Origin of the sequence: Rhizobium sp. M1 (genome assembly GCF_002531805.1) — a bacterium.
GTDB classification, from domain to species: Bacteria; Pseudomonadota; Alphaproteobacteria; order Rhizobiales; family Rhizobiaceae; genus Rhizobium; species Rhizobium etli_C.
In genome coordinates this window covers 35,967-54,046 of the sequence record NZ_NWSW01000027.1, presented here as the reverse complement: position 1 = coordinate 54,046, position 18,080 = coordinate 35,967, and the positions used below count along the sequence as shown (strand labels likewise).

Below are 18,080 nucleotides of genomic sequence, written 5' to 3'. Positions count from 1 at the left end.
CCTCCTCCAAAGACCGGCTTTGCCGGGTTGATGTCAAACGGCCCCCCGCCGCGACTTGCTGAAGCGGTCGATAAGGACCGCGATGAGAATGGCGACGCCGGTGACCGACCCCTGCCAGAAGCTGTTGATGCCGATGAGATTGACGCCGTTCTGGATGACCGTGATCATCAGAGCCCCCAGCACGGCGCCGACCGCGGTGCCCGTGCCGCCGAGCAGGCTTGCACCGCCGATCACGACCGCCGCTATAGCCTGAAGCATCAGGCTCGACCCCGCCGTGGATTCGGCGTTGAGAATGTAGGAGATCGTCAGGAGGCCGGAGAACGATGCAAGCAGCGACGACGCGACATAGGCCATGAATTTCGTTCGCTTGACCGGGATGCCAAGCAGATAGGCAGCCGTCGAACTGCTGCCGACAGCATAGAACCATCGGCCCGCCACCATCTTCTTCAGGAAGAGCTCGATCGCGATCAAAAGGATCACGCAGAAGAGGATGTAATTCGGAACGCCCGGTATCAGGCTGCCGCTGTTAAGGAGCCAGAAGTCCGGATCGCCGATTGGCATCGAGCGCCCGTTGGTGACGATGAAGGCGAGCGAGCCGGCAACGGCAAAGGTGATGAGCGTCACGACGAACGGCGCCAGGCCGGCGATCGTGACGAGGAAGCCGTTGATCGATCCGAAAAGAAGTCCGACGCCTAGACCGATCAGGCTTGCCGAGATGCCGCCAAACCCATTTGCCATCGCCTGAGCCGTCACCATGCCGGTCAAGGAGAAGACCGAGCCGACGGACAGGTCGATACCGCCGGTGATGACGACAAGCAGGACGCCCAGCGACATGATGATAAGAGGCGCACCTGCCTGTGTGATATTGGCGAAGTTGCCCCAGGTGAGCGCCTGCGGAACCCGCGAGCCGACCGCAAGGGCCAGCAGCACGATGGCCAGAGCGATGGCGATCTCGGTCCTGTAGGCGCTAAAGAGGCTTTCCCTCTGTTTGATTTTTGTTGCGGGCGCCTCAGTCGGCGCGATGTGTGCCCGGGTCTCAGTCATGCGGCCATTCCAGTTAAAGTAACAAGTTTCTCTTCACTGAAGTCGACGCGGTCCATCACGCCGGCACAGCGTCCCTCGGTGTCGAAGCCGATGACTCGGTCGCAGACTTCCAGCAGTTCGACATTTTCGGTAGACCACCAGACGATCACTGTGCCTGAAGCGGCCATCTGTCTGATGAGCTGATAAATCTCACGCTTGGTTCCGATATCGACGCCTCTGGTCGGTTCCTCGAGGACCAGCAGCCGGGAGGGCACGCCCAGCCAGCGGGCAAGCAGCAGCTTCTGCTGCGTGCCACCGCTCAGCGTGCTCGGCAGATCCCAGACGGAAGCGGCCTTCACCTTCAAGGCCTTCAGCAGATCGAGGCATTCGCCCCCTTCAGAGCCGCCGGCGAGGAGCGCGCCTCTGGTCACACGGCGGGACGCCATCACGTTATCGATGATCGGAAGACTGTGGAGGACTCCCTTGTGTGCCCGATCGCCGGTCACATATCCCGCTCCCAGGCGGGCGGCTTTGCGCGGCGATCGGAGCTGGTCCGGCCATCCCCCACGCGCAACCGTCCATCGCTTCTTCCGGGCGGCGCCTGTTAGCGCTTCGATCAGTGCCGCCGGTCCAGCCGGTGCGCCGGCCACGCCGAGGACGGTGCCCGGCAGCAGTTCCAGTCTGAAACCTGCCTCCTCGATGGTGATGGTGTCCGTCGCAGCGGAGGCGTCCGACCGGTATTCGGGCTGCGGCGCCCGTTCCGGTGCATGAGAGGCTGCCACCTGCCCCATCTTTTCGATGATGCCGGCGTCTGTCAGCTCTGCCATCGCCTGACGATCGACTACCGTCCGGCCGTCGCGGATGATCGTGCAGACATTGGCGATCTGCCTGATCTCCTTCATCCGGTGCGAGACGAACACGACCGACAGACCGGTGTCCCGGGTGAGCCGCCTCAGGACCGCAAACAGCCTCTCCGTCTCAAGAGTTGTGAGATTGGCAGTCGGCTCGTCGAGGAGGATTAATTCCGCACCCGAAGAAAGAGCCCGGGCAATTTCGACCATCTGACCTTCGTGGAGGCTCAGGCTGCCCACCAGCCTGTATAGAGACTTGGCGGCGAAATCCTGGTCGATCATTCTCAGCGCATCGTAGGCCTGTCCCGCTGCGGCCGCACGCCGAAACAAGCCCGCACCTCTGCGTTGATGCGGCAGGGCAATGTTTTCGGCGACGGTCAAATGCGGCAGGAGCGCAAGTTCCTGGTGCACGACTGCGACCTTCGCCCTACCCTCTGCCTCGCTGCGTTCGCTGCCGTCGCTGTCGAAGAAGCGGATCTCTCCATCATTGCGCGAGGTCGCGCCCGTGATGATCTTGATCATCGTCGACTTGCCGGCGCCGTTACCGCCAAGCAGCGCATGAACCTCCCCTCGCGCAACGGAGAAGTCGACGCCTTTGAGGACCGAGGTCGCACCATAGGACTTTGTAAGTCCTCGGACGGTGATGACGTTCTTTGACGTTTCACTCATCGGACGCTCCTCAGTAGATCGTCAGCGCCGGCACGAAGCTGACCGCGAGGAGGAGGAGCATGGCCATGCCGAAAAACGGCCAGAGCTCGTTCGTCGTGGTGCTGAGCGGCGCCTTTGCGATCGACGACGAGATGAACAGGGTCGTGCCGATCGGCGGCGTGTAGAGACCGATCCCGAGGTTGATCACCATCATCAGGCCAAGCTGGACCCGGTCGAGACCGATGGAATCGGCCAGAGGAACGAAGATCGGTCCGAGCAGGAGGATCGCCGGCGGCATGTCGAGCGGCATGCCGACCACCAACATGATCAGGTTCATCATGAGAATGATGACCATCGGGCTGGAGATGTGCGTCGAGACCCATTCGGCCATGTGCTGCGGGGCCTGATCGAATGTCAGAACCCAGCCGACCGCCGCGCTGCCCATGATCACGAGCATGACGACACCCGTCGCGACGCCCGCCTCCACCATGTTCTCGCAGAAGCGTTTCCAGGTCAGGTCACGGTAGAAGAGGATGCTGAGCAGCAGCGAGTAAACGACCGACAGGACCGAGACCTCTGTCGGCGTCGCCAGGCCGGAACGCAGAAAGACGATGATCAGGATCGGCAGCAGGATTGCCGGCAAACTTTGTAGTGCCAGTCGCGCCAGCTCACGCTTGCGGACCTTCACGGCCGCGGCGGCATACCCCCGCCTCACGGAGACATACCAGCAGACGAAGACGAAGCTCGCCGCCATGATCAGCCCCGGAACGATGCCGGAGATGAACAGATCACCGACGCTGACGCCGCTGATCAGAGCGTAGAGGATCATCGGGATCGAAGGCGGGATGAGGACGTCAATGACGGCGGAGGTCGCGTTGTTGGCGGCGCAGAGTGCCGGCGGGAACCCGTGCTTCTTCTGCCATGGGATGAGAACGGAGCCAAGCGCACTGGCATTCGCCACGGCCGAACCGGATACGCCGCCGAAGACGACCGAGGATACGACCGTGGTCGAAAGCGGTCCGCCCCGCCACCGCTGCATCGCGCGAGAGGCGAGCTCCAGGAGCTGACGCCCCAGCTCGCCGCCAAGCATCAGCGTGCCTGCAAGCATGAAGAACGGGAGCGCCAGCATCGGGAAGGACTGGGTCTGGTCGTAGACCTGCTGGGCGACAACCGAGAGCGGGACGTAGCCATTGAACAGCACTCCTAGTGCTGCCGCGATGATCAGCCCATAACCCACGGGGACGGCAAGGACCATGAGGATGAAAAAGGAAAAGATCATGACGAGTGTCATAGCGCGATCTCCTCGGGCTTGATTTCGAGGCGGTGATCCCAGCCGAGGCGGAGAACGCGGACGGTCGCGGCGATGGTGACGATAGACACCAGCACGGCACCGATCGAAAGCGAGTAGTATCCGATGCTGTTCGGAAGCTGCAGAACGGGGCTGCGTTCAGCCCCGGCGATCTCGGCCACCACGGTCGCCTGATATGCCAACACCAGAAATGCGGCGACGCTGATCGCGTTCGCTACGATGAGGGCCGTCGTCCGAGCACTGCCGTCGAGCTTTTCGTAGAGCCATTCGACGGCCATATGCCCGCCCGTGTGGGCCGCAATGATGATTCCGGCGATGATGAACCATGGAAACATCAGCATCGGCAGCTCCTGGGCGAACGACAGTCCCCCGCTCGCCGAAGCGTATCGAGCGACGACGTTGGCCGTGGTGACCACCGTCAGCGCTACGCCGCTGACGATGATGACCAAACGGGCAAATAAGACGATGATACCGGCGACCAGATCGACGGCTGAATAGAACCTGCTCATGAGGCCTCCGGATCGTTGGAGAAGCCTCAGCCCCTCGCAGCCGCTTCCACCTGGGTGACAAAATCGCCGAAAGGCTTCTTCTTCCAGGTGTCGGCGACGGGCGCGGTCGCCTTGACGAAAGCGTCGTGGTCGACTTCCACCACCTCGACGGCGGAGTTCTTCTTGAAGTTCTCGAGCACTTCAGCGGCCTTCTCGCTCGAGAGCTTCCGCTGCAGAGCACCCGCCTCCTTTGCCGCGGCCTTGACCGCATCTAAATCAGACCCCAAGCGGGCCTGAGCGATCTTCGACATCAGGAACGGAGTGGATTCCCATTTGTGGGCGGTCAGGCTGATGTATTTGTTAACCTCGTGAAGTTTCGAGCTTTCGATATTGGCGAGCGGATTCTCCTGCCCATCGACAACGCCCTGCTGCAGGGCGATGTAGAGCTCGCCGAAGGCGATTTGTTCGGTGCCTGCTCCCAATGCCTGGAAGATGTCGATGGTCATCGGATCGGCGGGCGTCCTGATTTTCATGCCCGCCAGCTCAGCAGGCGAAGTCACCTTCCGCTTCGAGTTCGTCAGGTGCCGGATGCCGTTGTCCCACCAGTCGAGCGGTACGACTCCGACCGCTTCGAAGCGGCGGTTGAGCTCGGCCCCCACCGGACCGTTCAGGACAGCCACGGCCTTGTCGGTGTTTTCGAACAGAAACGGCAGGCCGAGCGCGCTGAGTTCCGGAACGATCGCCGAAGTTGCGCCCTGGCTGTTGGCGGTGAAGTCCAGCGCGCCTGTCCTGAGACTGGTGAGCATCGCGGAGTCGCTGCCAAGCGTCTCGGCGCCTGCGACGTTGATCTGGATACGACCTTCGGTCTTCTGCTTGACGAGTTCCGCGAACTTAGCGGCAGCGACGGTTCGGGGGTTGCCGGGCGCGGCGCCATGGCCAAGGGTCAGGGTCGTGGCGGCAGCGCTGGCGGATCGGCTTGAAAGCACGATTGCCGGGGCCGCGAGCGCAGCAGTGGCGCTCGCCAGGAAAAATCTTCTGTTCATCTGCAAGCTCATATCATCCTCCATCACAAGCTTGTTTGATCGGCCGGCATCTCCTCAACCGGCCGACGTCGTCAGGTCGAGAGCCAGATCTTGACCGCCTCCGTCACCTTCACGGTCGATAGCCCGTATTGGTCATGAAGCGTCGGCAAGGCGCCCGCCTCCAGGAACTGGTCGGGCAGGCCGATCTGGCGGAAGGCCGGCGGTGCGACGCCGGCACGCAACAGCGTTCCGGCGACTGCCTCTCCAAGGCCGCCAATGACCGTGTGGTTCTCCGCGACGACCACGAGCCGCCCACCTTTGCGGCACTCGGCGACGATCGCCGCCTCATCGAGCGGCTTTATGGTCGGGACGTGCAGGACGGCAGCGTCCACGCCGTCGTTTCGAAGCTGCTTGGCAGCCTCGAGCGCGCGCATCGTCATCAGCCCCGACGAGATGATGAGAGTGTCCTTGCCATCACAAAGGAGCTTGGCCTTGCCGAGTTCGAACTTGTAGCCGTATTCCTCCAGAACCAGCGGAACGTTGCCGCGCAGCAGGCGCATGTAGACCGGCCCCCTATGGGCGGCGATCGCCGGAACCGCCTGCTCGATTTCGCTCGCGTCGCACGGATCGACGATCGTCAGGTTCGGCATGCCGCGGAACATCGCGAGATCCTCAGTCGCCTGATGGCTCGGCCCATATCCCGTCGTCAGGCCCGGAAGGGCGCAGACGATCTTCACGTCAAGCATCTCCTCGGCAATCGCCAGGCAGATGAAGTCGTAGGCCCGCCGGGACGCGAAGACGGCATATGTCGTCACCCAAGGTTGAAAGCCTTCGCGCGCCATGCCGGCCGCCGACATCATCAGCAACTGTTCCGCCATGCCCATCTGATAGAAGCGGTCGGGATGGGCAGCGCGAAACACATGAAGGTCCGTGTATTTCGCGAGGTCGGCGGACATGCCGACAATACGCTCGTCGTTCCGCGCCAGGGCGGCAAGCGCATTGCCGAAGGGTGCCGGTCTCGTCGGCTGATCGGGACCGGCGATCGATGCGATCATCGCCGACGTCGTCAGGCGGGGCTTGTCGATGCCGCTTTCAAGATGGGCAGGCCGGATGTACTTCGAACGCCTCATGCTTCAACTCCCGCATCGATGATCCTGAGGGCCTCGGCCCATTCGTGGGATTCGACGCGCAGGAAGTGGTTTCGATCGCGCGCCTCGAGAAAGGGCACCCCCTTCGCCATTTTCGTGTCGCATATGATGATGCGGGGCTTCGGCTCGGCGTGGTGACGAGCGGCGTCGAACGCCTTTACGAGCGCGTCGAGATCGTTGCCGTCGACCCGCTGGACGAACCAGCCGAAGGCCTCGAATTTGGGGCCCAGCGGTTCGAAATTGAGCACGCCGACCGACGGGCCGTCGGCCTGCATCTGATTGACGTCGACGATGCCGATCAGATTGTCGAGCTTGTAGGAACCCGCCGACATCGCGGCCTCCCAGGTCGAACCTTCGTCGAGTTCGCCGTCTGAAAACAGATTATAGACAAAGGAAGAGGACTTCTTCCGCTTCAGCGCCAAGGCCATGCCGACCGCGATGCCGAGCCCGTGTCCGAGCGAGCCGCCGGTGATTTCCATGCCGGGCGTGTAGGCGGCCATGCCGGACATCGGCAGCCGGCTGTCATCCGTGCCGTAGGTTTCCAGCTCGTCCTCGGGAATGATCTTGGCTTCGATCAGAGCTGCGTAAAGCGCGATCGCATAGTGGCCGATCGACAACAGGAACCTGTCGCGGCCGTCCCATTCCGGATCTTCCGGCCGGTAGTTCGTGGCGTGGAAGTAGGATACGGCAAGGACGTCGGCGACGCCGAGCGCCTGGGCGATGTAACCCTGCCCCTGCACTTCCCCCATGCGCAGCGCGTGACGGCGAATGCGCCTGGCGCGCTCTGTCAGGCTGATATTGTGGCCGATCTGGCTCATGTCGGTGTCTCTCCAGATTGGACCTCAGTGGATCAGCATGCCGCCATTGACGTCGATAACCGCGCCGGTGACGTAGGCCGACAGATCCGAGGCGAGGAACAGGTAGATATTCGCGACGTCGGCGGCGTCTCCGAGCCGGCTCAGAGGGATGCCCTTGATGACGTCGGCGCGCATCTCATCGGTCAGTTTGCCACCGGTGATATCTGTCTGGATGAGGCCAGGCGTGACGGAGTTGACGCGAATGCCGGCTGGACCGAATTCGCGGGCCATCGCTTTGGCGAGGCCGAGTACGCCTGCCTTGGCTGCGGAGTAATGTGGCCCGCCGAAGATGCCGCCGCCACGCTGCGCCGAGACAGAAGACATGCAGGCAATCGATCCGCCACCATTGTCGCGCATGTAGGGGATGAAGGCTTGGCTCAGGAAGAGCACGCCGGTCATGTTGACCGCCACGATCCGCTGCCAGTCTGCTTCGGTGATATCGAGCGTGCCGACGGGCTGGGTGATGCCGGCATTGTTGATTAGCGCGTTTACCGAACCGAACGAGGCGATCACCTTGGATGCGGCATCGGCGCAGGACGACTTGTCGGCGACGTCGCAGCGCAGGCCGACGTGGTTGCCGGACTTGACGCTCGGCAGCGCCGCGGCGGCCTCCGCAGCGGCGTCGGCATCGATATCGAGGATGGCGACGCGAGCACCATGCTCGGCGAAAAGCTGTGCTGTCGCACGGCCGATGCCGCGCCTGCTCGCCGCGCCCGAAATGACCGCGGTCTTCCCATTCAGTAACATGTAATCTCCTCCCGATGCGTCCCGAGCATCTGGCAAATTTTCGACAAGTCAGTTGGCTTGCTGGGTCGAAACTGATCGAGTTGATGCCGTTCGACAAACGCGAAGTTTACAACGGTGGGTGAATCTGGTTCACTAATCCGATGTTACAGATGGCCTCACTTTCCGCGGTCCGCATCTTTGAAGCCGCAGCCAGGCTGGCATCTTTCCGCGCTGCAGCCGAGGAGCTGCACCTCTCACCCAGCGCCGTAAGTCACGCCATTGCAAAGCTCGAGCGTGACCTTGGCATCTCCCTCTTCGAGCGAAGCACGCGAAAGGTCACCTTGACTCTGGCGGGGCAGACGCTCCTCTCCCATGCCTCCAACGCCTTTGAAGAGCTTCGTCGGGGTGTTGAGATGATTTCATCCAACAAGACCCACCTGCTGCGGGTTCACTGCGCGCCGAGCTACGCCGCGCAGGTGCTCTCGGCACGCCTTCCCGACTTCCTGGGCAAGAACGAGGGGGTTGAGGTCCGGGTGGCGGCAAGCACAAACTATGCGCGTTTCGTTGACGGCCTTTTTGATGTCGACATCGTTTATGGCGAACCATCAAACAGAGAAGATTTGATCGTCGTGCCGCTCGGAGAAGAGATCATTTCTCCGCTGTGTTCTCCAAAGATGGCTGAACGACTGAAAAACCCGCGCGATCTCGCGCGTCTTCCCCTCATCCGCAGCGACCTGAAAAGGATCCAGTGGATCGACTGGTTCGAACTCAACAATCTCGGCCCTCCGCCCCTGCCCGCCATGAGCTTCGACAGAAGCTTTCTGGCAGTCGACGCCGCGGCGAACGGGCTGGGGGTGGCGTTAGAGTCCAACACTCTGGCAAGGCGCGAGCTCGACAGCGGGCGTCTGGTTCGCCCGTTCAGCAACAGCCGCGACTACCGCTACATCGGCCACTACCTCGCTTATCCAAAAGTCGGCAGCCAGCGGCGGCTGTCAAAGGTGTTCGCCGATTGGCTGACGTCGCAGACTTTTTGAGGACGTATTTGTTCCTCCCTGAGGAGGCTGGGCGTTCAAACCGTCTCCACTGATAACAACATCGGGAAGGCCGCAAAATGTGGGGGAGCTGCCAAGATGCTCCGCACCATGGCGCGGAACTCGGTATGTCCGAAAACTCGAGCTGTTGGGCAAGCCGGTGGATGCTTGCCGAAACCTGCACTTGCGCGCGATTGCAGCAGCATTACCCCTTTTCCAACTCTGGGAGTGTGCCCCATGAATCAACTGCGGCCAGCGGCGATCAGGGCGTGAGCGGCATCGCGGAGCAAGCCGGTCGCCTCGCCGGGTTCGAAGACCTGCATGCTGACAAAGGCGCCGTTGATCAGCACCGCGAGTTGCCCGGCAAGCCGGTCGGGCGCCGCAACCGCCAGTCGCTCGGCGATGGCCTTTAGGCGCCGCCGCATTTCACGCATATGGGCTTCGGCGACCTTGCGGGCGGGGTGACCGGCTTCCGGAAACTCAGCAGCGGTGTTGATCTGCGGGCAGCCGCGGTAATTGTCCCGTCCGACCCGTTCGCCGATCCATTCGAAATGGGCGTCGAGTTCGGCCAAAGCGTCATCCGCATGCCGCTCGGTTACCCGGTCCCAGGTGCTCCAGAAATCCAGGTCCTCGCGCTTAAGAAAGGCGGCAATCAAATCGTCCTTTGTGCCGAAATGGCGGTAGAGACTGGTTTTGGCGACCCCAGATTTTTCCACCACCAAATCGACGCCGACGGCGCGTACGCCGCGCCGGTAGAAGAGTTCCGATGCCGTCTCGAGAATTCTGTCCCGGACCTCGTTCACGGCTGGGGCAGGTGCGTTCGCTGTGCTTTTCGTCATTCGCTTATCTCCAATTCAGCCACACTAGCAGAAAACTGGTTGACACGCTACAGACCTGTATGTTTTGTAAAGAACAGACAGGTCTGTAGCGAAGGAGAGAGCAATGACCATGCATCAAGCCGCCGTCACCAGAACACCCCAGGCCGCCGTCGCGGTTTTCGGCGCGAATGGCCATACCGGCAGGTTTGTCGTCACCGAACTGTTGCGGCGCGGGTTGAAACCGATTGCGATCGGTCGGAGTGCCGGGCGATTGGCGGAAGCGGGTTTTCCGGAACGTGGCGTCGAATGCCGCGAAGCAGCCATAGAGGATGACGCGGCGCTCGACAGGGCACTCGCCGAAGCGGCGGCGGTGATCAACTGCGCCGGCCCGTTCATCGAGACGGCCGACGCGGTCGTGCGTGCCGCGTTGCGCGCCGGCATCCACTATCTCGATGTAACGGCTGAACAGCCGAGTGTTCAGGCCACGTTCGACCGGCATGGGGCTGCGGCCGGACAAGCAGGCGTAGCCATCATCCCGGCCATGGGATTTTACGGCGGTCTTGCCGATCTGCTGGTGGCAGCCCTGATGGACGAATGGCAGGATGCAGACACTGTCGAAATCCGGGTCGCGCTCGACAGCTGGCTGCCCACGAAAGGCACGCGCGTGACCGGCGAGAAGAACAGGACACAGCGCCTCGCCGTCAGCGGCGGAGAGCTTCGGCCCGTCCATCAGCCACCGGCGGAGAAGGTGGCCGTTTTACCGGCCCCGTTCGGCCGGCAAACATTCGTCGAGCTGCCATTTTCGGAAGTACCGCTCATCGCCCGCCACGTCCGCATCAGGGAGCTGCACACCTTTCTCAGCACGACAGCCCTGCGGGATGTTCGCGATCCGTCAACGCCCCCGCCCCAGGCCATCGATGAAACCGGGCGTTCGGCGCAGCGCTTCGCCGTTGAAGTGATCATCACGCAAGGCGACCTGCGTCGCCGGCTTCTCGCCCAGGGACAGGACATCTATGCCGTCACGGCGCCGATCATCTGCGAAGCGGTCCAGCGGATCCTGTCGGGCGACATCCGCGACACCGGTGCAAAGCCACCGGCTGCCATTTTTGATGCCGGGAGTTTCCTGCAGGCGCTCGGCTCGAATCTGCTGGTTGAGACATCGGAAACCTGAGCTTTCCGCGAGAGATTGCTTCAAAGACGGATGGCGCGCTCAGGCCGCCAAAAATGCTCCCGTCCCGCCTGAAATTGCGGGACCTCAGAAGCAGAGAGAGGTAGAACTGCCGCCATGACCGGGGCCGCCACTCCTAACGAACTTGCTGGCCAGACTGGCCGTCCAGAGTGGAAAACGTCGGCGGAATGATGGTCAGGGACGGCGCAAGGTCGAACGTTCGCAATAACCGGGCGCGACATTTGCCAATCGGCGGGGATCGCTCCCCGCCGACTGGTCACTGCATTCTCAAGCCAGGTATTTGGTAAACCAATCGACCGTCCGCTGCCAGGCGAGCTTGGCGGCGGCCTCGTCGTAGCGCGGCGTGGTATCATTGTGGAAGCCGTGATTGACGTCGGGGTAGATATAGGCCTCGTAGGTTTTGCCGGCGGATTTCAGCGCCGCTTCATAGGCCGGCCAGCCTTCGTTGATGCCCTTGTCCAGCCCGGCATAGTGGATCAGCAGCGGCGCCTTGATCTTCGGCACGTCTTCGGCGCGCGGCTGCCGGCCATAGAACGGCACGGCGGCGGCAAGCTCGGGATAGGCGACCGCCGCGGCGTTGGCGACGCCGCCGCCGTAGCAGAAGCCGGTGATGCCGACCTTGCCGGTGGTGAGATCATTCTTCATCAGGAACTCGACCGCCGCGAAGAAGTCGTTCATCAGCTTTTCCGGATCGACCTTCTGCTGGAGTTCGCGCCCCTTTTCGTCATTGCCGGGGTAGCCGCCGACCGAGGTGAGGCCGTCGGGCGCAAGCGCGATGAAGCCGGCTTTCGCCACGCGCCGCGCGACATCCTCGATATAGGGGTTGAGGCCTCTGTTCTCATGCACGACCACGACGGCGGCGACCTTGCCGGTGGCGTTTTTGGGACGGACGAGATAACCGCGGACATCGCCATTTCCCTTCGGCGAGGGATAGGTGATGTATTCGGCTGAGATATCGGGATCGGTCGCCTCGACCTGGGTCGCCAGCGCATAATCGGGGCTCAGCGACGCCAGGATCGCGGCCGCGGTCACGCCGCCGACAGCGAATTTGCCGGCCCGGTCGAGAAACTCGCGCTTGGTGATCCTCCCATGCGCGTAATAATCATAGAGTTCGAGCAGTTCCTGTGGGAAATCCTTGGCTGTCATGCGGGTCATGATGGCTCCTCCTGGCCTCGGGTTCTCGCAGCATCCTACACAGGTAAGCGCGCGGCTCTTTTCAACATTTCGCGAGATTCGCGTGAGCTTGCCGGCGCGATTGCCGCCAGTTGCAATGAAGCCTGGCGTCGAGGTCCGGGGCTTCAAAAATACGCCTGCTGTATCCGGCGCGCCCGCATCCGAGCCGATCGAAGCGCCTGATCGGCAGCCGCCTACCGACTTATGAAAATTAATTTCATGCTCGCGTCTTGCGGCCCGTTTTCTATTGACGCCTTCCGATTTTTGTCCCAACTTAAAGAAAATAAATTACTTAAATTGGGAACTTGATCGGCATGAAAGTGGGAATCATCGGGCTCGGATTCCGGCTCGGCTATCTCGGCTATGTCTTCAAAGCGATCGATAGCAGCTTCGACATCGTCGGCTATGTGGATCCCGATCCCGCCGGCCTTCCCGATTTGACGGAAAAGGGCATTTCCGCCGGCAAGGCCTATGCTTCGCCGGAAGAGCTTCTTGCCTCCGAGAAGCTCGATCTGCTGATGATCGGCTCGCCCAATCACATGCATCTCGACCATATCAGGCTCGGGCTGCAGGCCGGCCTCAAGGTCTTCTGCGAAAAGCCGATCGTCACGACGATCGCCGAAAGCATCGAGCTTGCCCATCTGATGGCGAAGTTCGGCCATGAGCGGCTGATGGTCGGCCTGGTGCTGCGTTACTCCCCTCTTTACAAGGATCTGCGCGCCATCCAGGCCGAGGGCAAACTCGGCCAGATCGTCTCGATCGAGGCTTCCGAACATATCGAGCCCTATCACGGCGCTTTCTTCATGCGCGACTGGCGCCGCTACGAGCGCTATTCCGGCAGCTTCATGCTGGAGAAATGCTGCCACGACCTCGACCTTTATAATGGTGTCGTCGGCGCAAGGCCTGAGCGGGTCGCCAGTTTCGGCGGCCGCAAGAGCTTCATTCCGGCCAATGATCCGGCCCGCGAAGGCATCAACGATCTCGAGCTTTTCCATCGCAAGCCGAGCGGCTGGATGGGCTCCGACAAGGTCTTCGACAGCGATGCCGACATCATCGATTACCAGGTGGCGATCGTCGAATATGAAAATGGCGTCGGCATGAACTTCCACACCAATCTCAACGTGCCCGACCAGTTCCGCCGCTTCGCCATCATGGGCTCGCGCGGCATGGCCGAGGGCGATTTCGTCCGCGGCTATCTCGACGTGCACGAGCAGCTGACCGGCAACAAGATCGTCGAGAATAAATATGCCGCCACCGAGCTCTCGCAGCATTACGGCGCCGATGAGCAGATGGCGAGCGACCTGCTGGAGAGCGTGCGCACCGGGCTCGAGCTGCCGGTTTCCACGCTGAACGCGCTCGAAGCCGGCATCCTGGCGCTGGCCATGGACGAAGCGAGGATGAAAAAATCCGTCGTCGACCTGCGGCCCATCTGGGACCGCTTCGACGAAGCCCTTCACGCAAGAGCGGCTTGAGGACGGCGGCAAGATGAGTGTCCAACGAAGCGCCTTCATCTTTGCCTGGATCCTTCTTCTTCCGGCCGTTCTCTATGTTCTCGCCATCGTCGCCTATCCCCTGGTCGATACGTTCATTCTCTCTTTCACCGACGCGTCGCTGAAGAAGACCACCAATTGGGTCGGCTGGGTCAATTACGAGAAGATCTTCAACGCCACCTTTGCCGAGGTCATTCTCCGCACCTTCATCTGGACCTTCTTCTCGGTCGCCCTGAAAATGGTGATCGGCACATTCGGCGCCTGCATGCTGAACGCCGCAGTACCCGGCCGCTCGCTGTTCCGGCTGCTGACCATGCCGCCCTGGATCGTGCCGATGGCGATCGGCATCTTCATGTGGGGCTGGATGTATAACGGCCAGTTCGGGATGATCTCCGGCCTGCTGCAGCGCTTCGGCCTGGTCGACGGCCCTGTCGCCTTCCTCGCCTATGGCAACACCGCCTTCTGGGCGACCATCGTCACCGATGTCTGGATCGGCGTGCCGCTGGTGACGATCTATTTCCTGGCGGCGATCCAGTCGATCCCGAAGGATCTTTACGAGGCCGCCTGGACCGACGGCGCCGGCCGCTGGTACCGTTTCCGCCGCATCACCCTGCCGCTGATGGTGCCCGCGATCATTACCATGTCGATGCTGTCGCTGATCGCCACCTTCAACTCGTTCGACATTATCTGGATCCTGACGCAGGGCGGACCGAGCGGCGAGACGACGACGATGATCATCGATACCTACCAGACGGCGATCGGCTCGAAGAAATACGGGGAAGGTGCGGCGCGCGCCGTGCTCATCTGCATCTTCCTGTCGCTCTTCTGCTTCACCTATTTCCGCGTCACCCGCCGCCTCAACCCGGAGAAGCGCGCATGAGCAGTGCTGCCATGATCGACCGTTACCGCTGGTGGGAGATCATCCTGATCTATTGCGGCATCGCGCTGTTTTTATTCTTCGTGCTGGCGCCCTTCGTGGAGGGCTTCCTGGTGTCGCTGAAGCCGCTCGCCCAGCTTTTCTCCTCGCCCTACCGCTTCTGGCCGGAGAACGGCTCGTTCGAAGCCTACCGGACGATGTGGATCAGCGTGCCGGGTTTCGGGCGCTATATCTTCAACTCCTTCTTCATCTCGATCATCGTCACGCTGATCGTGCTCTGTCTCGTCATTCCGGCGTCCTATGCCTTCGCCAAGTTCGAATTCAAGGGCATGGGGATCCTGCTCGGCGCCTTCCTGACGGTGAACATGTTCTCCGGCGCCGTGCTCCTGATCCCGCTCTTCCGGCTGATGCGCAGCATGGGCGTGCTAAACACCTATCTCGCGATGATCGTGCCGGGTGTCGCCTTCCTCATCCCGTCGGCGATCTGGCTGCTGCGCACCTATATGATCCGCATTCCCCAGGAGCTCAACGAAGCCGCCTTCATGGATGGCGCCAGCCACTTCTACACGCTTCGCCGCGTCATCCTGCCCATTGCGATGCCGGGAATCATCGTCGTCGCCATCACCACCTTCATCGGCGCTTACGCCCAGCAATTCATCTTCGCGCTGACCTTCAACTCGAAGAGCGAATACATGCCCTTGCCGGTGGGGCTCTTTGCTTACTTCGGCAAGCAGGAGGTCATCTGGAACGAACTGATGGCGGCTTCCTTCGTCGGCATCGCGCCGGCGATGGTCGTCATCTTCTTCCTTCAGCGTTACCTCGTCGGCGGGCTGACCGCCGGTGCGGTGAAACAATAAGACTAAAAAAACGAGTGAACAGCTAACAACCACGATGGGAGTCACGACGTGAGCATAACAATCAAGACAGGCCTTATGGCGCTCGCCTTGCTCGGTTCGACGGCACTGACCGCAGTCACTGCCCATGCAGCCGACAAGGAAATCAGCTGGATCTATTGCGGCGACACGATCGACCCGGTCCACACCAAATACATCAAGCAGTGGGAAGAGAAGAACGCCGGCTGGAAGGTCACGCCTGAAGTCGTCGGCTGGGCGCAGTGCCAGGACAAGGCAACGACGCTGGCCGCCGCCGGCACGCCTGTGGCCATGGCCTATGTCGGCTCACGCACGCTGAAGGAGTTCGCCCAGAACGACCTCATCGTCCCCGTGCCGATGACCGATGACGAGAAGAAGTCCTATTATCCCAATATCGTCGACACCGTGACCTTCGAGGGCAACCAGTGGGGCGTTCCGATCGCCTTCTCTACCAAGGCGCTCTACTGGAACAAAGACCTGTTCAAGCAGGCGGGCCTCGATCCCGAGAAGCCGCCGAAGACCTGGGCCGAAGAAATCGAGATGGCAAAGACCATCAAGGAAAAGACCGGCATTCCGGGCTTCGGTCTCTCCGCCAAGACCTTCGACAACACCATGCACCAGTTCATGCATTGGGTTTACACCAACAACGGCAAGGTGATCGACGCCGACGGCAAGGTGACGCTCGACAGCCCCGAGATCCTCGCCGCGCTGAAGGCCTATAAGGACATCGTCCCCTACTCCGAAGAAGGCCCGACGGCCTATGAGCAGAACGAAGTCCGCGCCATCTTCCTCGACGGCAAGGTCGCGATGATCCAGGCCGGATCGGGCGCGGCCTCCCGCCTGAAGGAGACGAAGATCAGCTGGGGCATCACGACGCTGCCGCTCGGTCCCAACGCCAAGGGCCCCGGCACGCTTCTGATCACCGACAGCCTGGCGATCTTCAAGGGTTCCGGCGTCGAGGACAAGGCGACCGAATTCGCCAAGTTCATCACCTCGCCGGATGTGCAGTCGGAATATGAACTGCAGGGCGGCGCCGGCCTCACCCCGCTGCGTCCCTCGGCAAAGGTCGACGAATTCGTCGCCAAGGACCCCTACTGGAAGCCGCTCATCGAAGGCATCAGCTATGGTGGTCCCGAGCCGCTCTTCACCGACTATAAGGGCTTCCAGAACTCGATGATCGAGATGATCCAGTCGGTCGTCACCGGCAAGGCCGAACCGGAAGCGGCGCTGAAGAAGGCTGCCGGCGAAATCGAAGCCTTCAAGTAAGCCCTCCTGAATCTCCCTGGGGTCGCGGCACAAGCCGCGGCGCCTCCCCTCTATCGAATGTGCGACGAAGGCCGCCGGCGGAGACAGATTTTTGGGACAGCTCCTTCTCAACAATGTTCAGAAATTCTACGGCGACTACGAGGTCCTGAAGGGCGTGCAGCTCGAGGTGCGGAACGGCGAGTTCGTCGTTTTCGTCGGGCCGTCGGGCTGCGGCAAGTCCACGCTCTTGCGGATGATCGCCGGCCTCGACGCGACGACGGCAGGCGATATCATCATCAACGGCGTCAGGGTCAACGACCTGCCGCCGGTCAAGCGCGGCATCGCCATGGTGTTCCAGTCCTACGCGCTCTATCCGCACATGACTGTTTTCGAGAACATCGCCTTTCCGCTGCGCGTCGAGAAGATGGAAGAGGCAAAGCTCAAGGCCAAGGTGGAAAACGCCGCGCGCATCCTGCATCTCGACCAGCGGCTGCAGCAGAAGCCCGGCATGCTCTCCGGCGGCCAGCGCCAGCGCGTCGCGATCGGCCGCGCCATCGTGCGCGAACCGAAGATCTTCCTGTTCGACGAGCCGCTCTCCAACCTCGACGCGGCGCTGCGCGCCGACATGCGCATCGAGCTTGCCAAGCTGCACAGGCAGCTGAAGGCGACGATGATCTATGTGACGCACGACCAGGTCGAGGCCATGACGATGGCCGACCGCATCGTCGTGCTCGACGCCGGCAATATCTCCCAGACCGGCGCGCCGCTGGAGCTCTATCACAAGCCCGCCAACCAGTTCGTCGCCGGCTTCATCGGCAACCCGAAAATGAATTTTCTGCCCGTGACCTGCAAGGGCGTCAGCGCCGCCGGCGTCGAGGTCGATTATCTCGGCCAGACCGCCCTCCTGCCAGTGACGCCGCGCGACGGCATATCAGGCAAGACCCTGACGCTCGGCATCCGCCCGGAGCATATCCAGCTCAATGGCGGCGATATCGTCTTCACCGTCACCCCGACGGTCATCGAACGCCTCGGCGCCAATACGGTCGCCTACGCCTCGCTCAACGGCGAGGCCGAAAATTTCTGCGCGATGCTCCCCGGCAGTGTCGGCATCCGCCCCGATGCGCCTGTTTCAACCGGCATCAACGCCGCCGACTGTCATCTTTTCGATGAGGCGGGCATCGCGTTTGAGCGGCGGGTGGAGCTGACGGAAATCGATATGAACGTGATCAACCCGACGGCGGCATGAACGGGCTGGCTTCGTGTGGGCGGTTTGTCCTGTCAGATGGACCCGGGAGCACGCCGCGGCGACCGCG

Annotated in this window: 17 protein-coding genes; 7 read left to right on the top strand and 10 right to left on the bottom strand. The window is 61.8% G+C overall.

Annotated elements, in window-relative coordinates; all coding sequences use genetic code 11:
* Positions 1-33 precede the first annotated feature (33 nt).
* From CO655_RS24540 to CO655_RS24505, 8 genes are read right to left on the bottom strand one after another with little or no spacing between them, the layout of a single operon-like run.
* A complete protein-coding gene (locus CO655_RS24540) occupies positions 34-1,044 on the bottom strand; it encodes an ABC transporter permease (protein WP_097667183.1) in 1,011 nt (336 codons plus the stop codon).
* Positions 1,041-2,543, bottom strand: coding sequence for a sugar ABC transporter ATP-binding protein (locus CO655_RS24535; protein WP_097667182.1), 1,503 nt, complete (start codon positions 2,541-2,543; stop codon positions 1,041-1,043). Before CO655_RS24535 ends, CO655_RS24540 begins: the two co-directional genes overlap by 4 nt.
* A gap of 10 nt (positions 2,544-2,553) precedes the next feature.
* Positions 2,554-3,813 carry a TRAP transporter large permease subunit gene (locus CO655_RS24530; RefSeq protein ID WP_097667181.1) on the bottom strand — a complete coding sequence of 420 codons (1,260 nt, stop codon included), beginning with the start codon at positions 3,811-3,813 and terminating at the stop codon, positions 2,554-2,556.
* On the bottom strand, positions 3,810-4,340 hold the full coding sequence (locus tag CO655_RS24525) for a TRAP transporter small permease subunit (RefSeq protein ID WP_097608663.1): 531 nt from the start codon (positions 4,338-4,340) through the stop codon (positions 3,810-3,812). The genes CO655_RS24530 and CO655_RS24525 overlap by 4 nt, the downstream gene beginning before the upstream one ends.
* Before the next feature lie 26 nt (positions 4,341-4,366).
* Positions 4,367-5,374: a TRAP transporter substrate-binding protein gene (locus CO655_RS24520; RefSeq protein ID WP_097667197.1), complete on the bottom strand. Its 1,008-nt coding sequence runs from the start codon at positions 5,372-5,374 to the stop codon at positions 4,367-4,369.
* A 59-nt stretch (positions 5,375-5,433) separates the two neighbouring features.
* The gene (locus CO655_RS24515) at positions 5,434-6,471 is read right to left on the bottom strand and encodes a transketolase family protein (RefSeq protein ID WP_097667180.1); all 1,038 of its coding nucleotides are present in this window, start codon (positions 6,469-6,471) and stop codon (positions 5,434-5,436) included.
* A complete protein-coding gene (locus CO655_RS24510) occupies positions 6,468-7,307 on the bottom strand; it encodes a transketolase (protein WP_097667179.1) in 840 nt (279 codons plus the stop codon). The genes CO655_RS24515 and CO655_RS24510 overlap by 4 nt, the downstream gene beginning before the upstream one ends.
* 24 nt (positions 7,308-7,331) lie before the next feature.
* Positions 7,332-8,093 (bottom strand): glucose 1-dehydrogenase, encoded by a 762-nt coding sequence (locus CO655_RS24505; RefSeq protein ID WP_097667178.1) that lies wholly within the window; start codon positions 8,091-8,093, stop codon positions 7,332-7,334.
* A 140-nt stretch (positions 8,094-8,233) separates the two neighbouring features.
* Between CO655_RS24505 and CO655_RS24500 the strand changes: the two genes are divergently transcribed.
* Positions 8,234-9,106 (top strand): LysR substrate-binding domain-containing protein, encoded by an 873-nt coding sequence (locus CO655_RS24500; RefSeq protein WP_097667177.1) that lies wholly within the window; start codon positions 8,234-8,236, stop codon positions 9,104-9,106.
* Positions 9,107-9,345: 239 nt separating this feature from the next.
* Here CO655_RS24500 and CO655_RS24495 read toward each other — a convergent pair whose 3' ends face one another.
* A complete protein-coding gene (locus CO655_RS24495; RefSeq protein ID WP_097608658.1) occupies positions 9,346-9,942 on the bottom strand; it encodes a TetR/AcrR family transcriptional regulator in 597 nt (198 codons plus the stop codon).
* A gap of 103 nt (positions 9,943-10,045) precedes the next feature.
* Between CO655_RS24495 and CO655_RS24490 the strand changes: the two genes are divergently transcribed.
* A complete protein-coding gene (locus tag CO655_RS24490; RefSeq protein WP_097608657.1) occupies positions 10,046-11,092 on the top strand; it encodes a saccharopine dehydrogenase NADP-binding domain-containing protein in 1,047 nt (348 codons plus the stop codon).
* Positions 11,093-11,377: 285 nt separating this feature from the next.
* On the opposite strand, the gene yghX is transcribed toward CO655_RS24490, so the two are convergent.
* Positions 11,378-12,265, bottom strand: a complete 888-nt coding sequence (gene yghX / locus CO655_RS24485; RefSeq protein WP_097608656.1) for a YghX family hydrolase — start codon at positions 12,263-12,265, stop codon at positions 11,378-11,380.
* 332 nt (positions 12,266-12,597) lie between these two features.
* Between yghX and CO655_RS24480 the strand changes: the two genes are divergently transcribed.
* The 5 genes from CO655_RS24480 to ugpC all read left to right on the top strand — a co-directional run bounded on the left by CO655_RS24480 (position 12,598) and on the right by ugpC (position 18,013).
* Positions 12,598-13,755 (top strand): Gfo/Idh/MocA family oxidoreductase, encoded by a 1,158-nt coding sequence (locus tag CO655_RS24480; protein WP_097667176.1) that lies wholly within the window; start codon positions 12,598-12,600, stop codon positions 13,753-13,755.
* Positions 13,756-13,768: 13 nt separating this feature from the next.
* Positions 13,769-14,653: a sugar ABC transporter permease gene (locus tag CO655_RS24475; protein WP_097667175.1), complete on the top strand. Its 885-nt coding sequence runs from the start codon at positions 13,769-13,771 to the stop codon at positions 14,651-14,653.
* On the top strand, positions 14,650-15,507 hold the full coding sequence (locus CO655_RS24470; RefSeq protein ID WP_097667174.1) for a carbohydrate ABC transporter permease: 858 nt from the start codon (positions 14,650-14,652) through the stop codon (positions 15,505-15,507). Before CO655_RS24475 ends, CO655_RS24470 begins: the two co-directional genes overlap by 4 nt.
* A 75-nt stretch (positions 15,508-15,582) precedes the next feature.
* Complete coding sequence (locus CO655_RS24465; protein ID WP_097667173.1) at positions 15,583-16,788, top strand: ABC transporter substrate-binding protein; 1,206 nt, start codon at positions 15,583-15,585, stop codon at positions 16,786-16,788.
* A 91-nt stretch (positions 16,789-16,879) separates the two neighbouring features.
* The gene (gene ugpC / locus CO655_RS24460; RefSeq protein ID WP_097667172.1) at positions 16,880-18,013 is read left to right on the top strand and encodes a sn-glycerol-3-phosphate ABC transporter ATP-binding protein UgpC; all 1,134 of its coding nucleotides are present in this window, start codon (positions 16,880-16,882) and stop codon (positions 18,011-18,013) included.
* Positions 18,014-18,080: the final 67 nt, after the last annotated feature.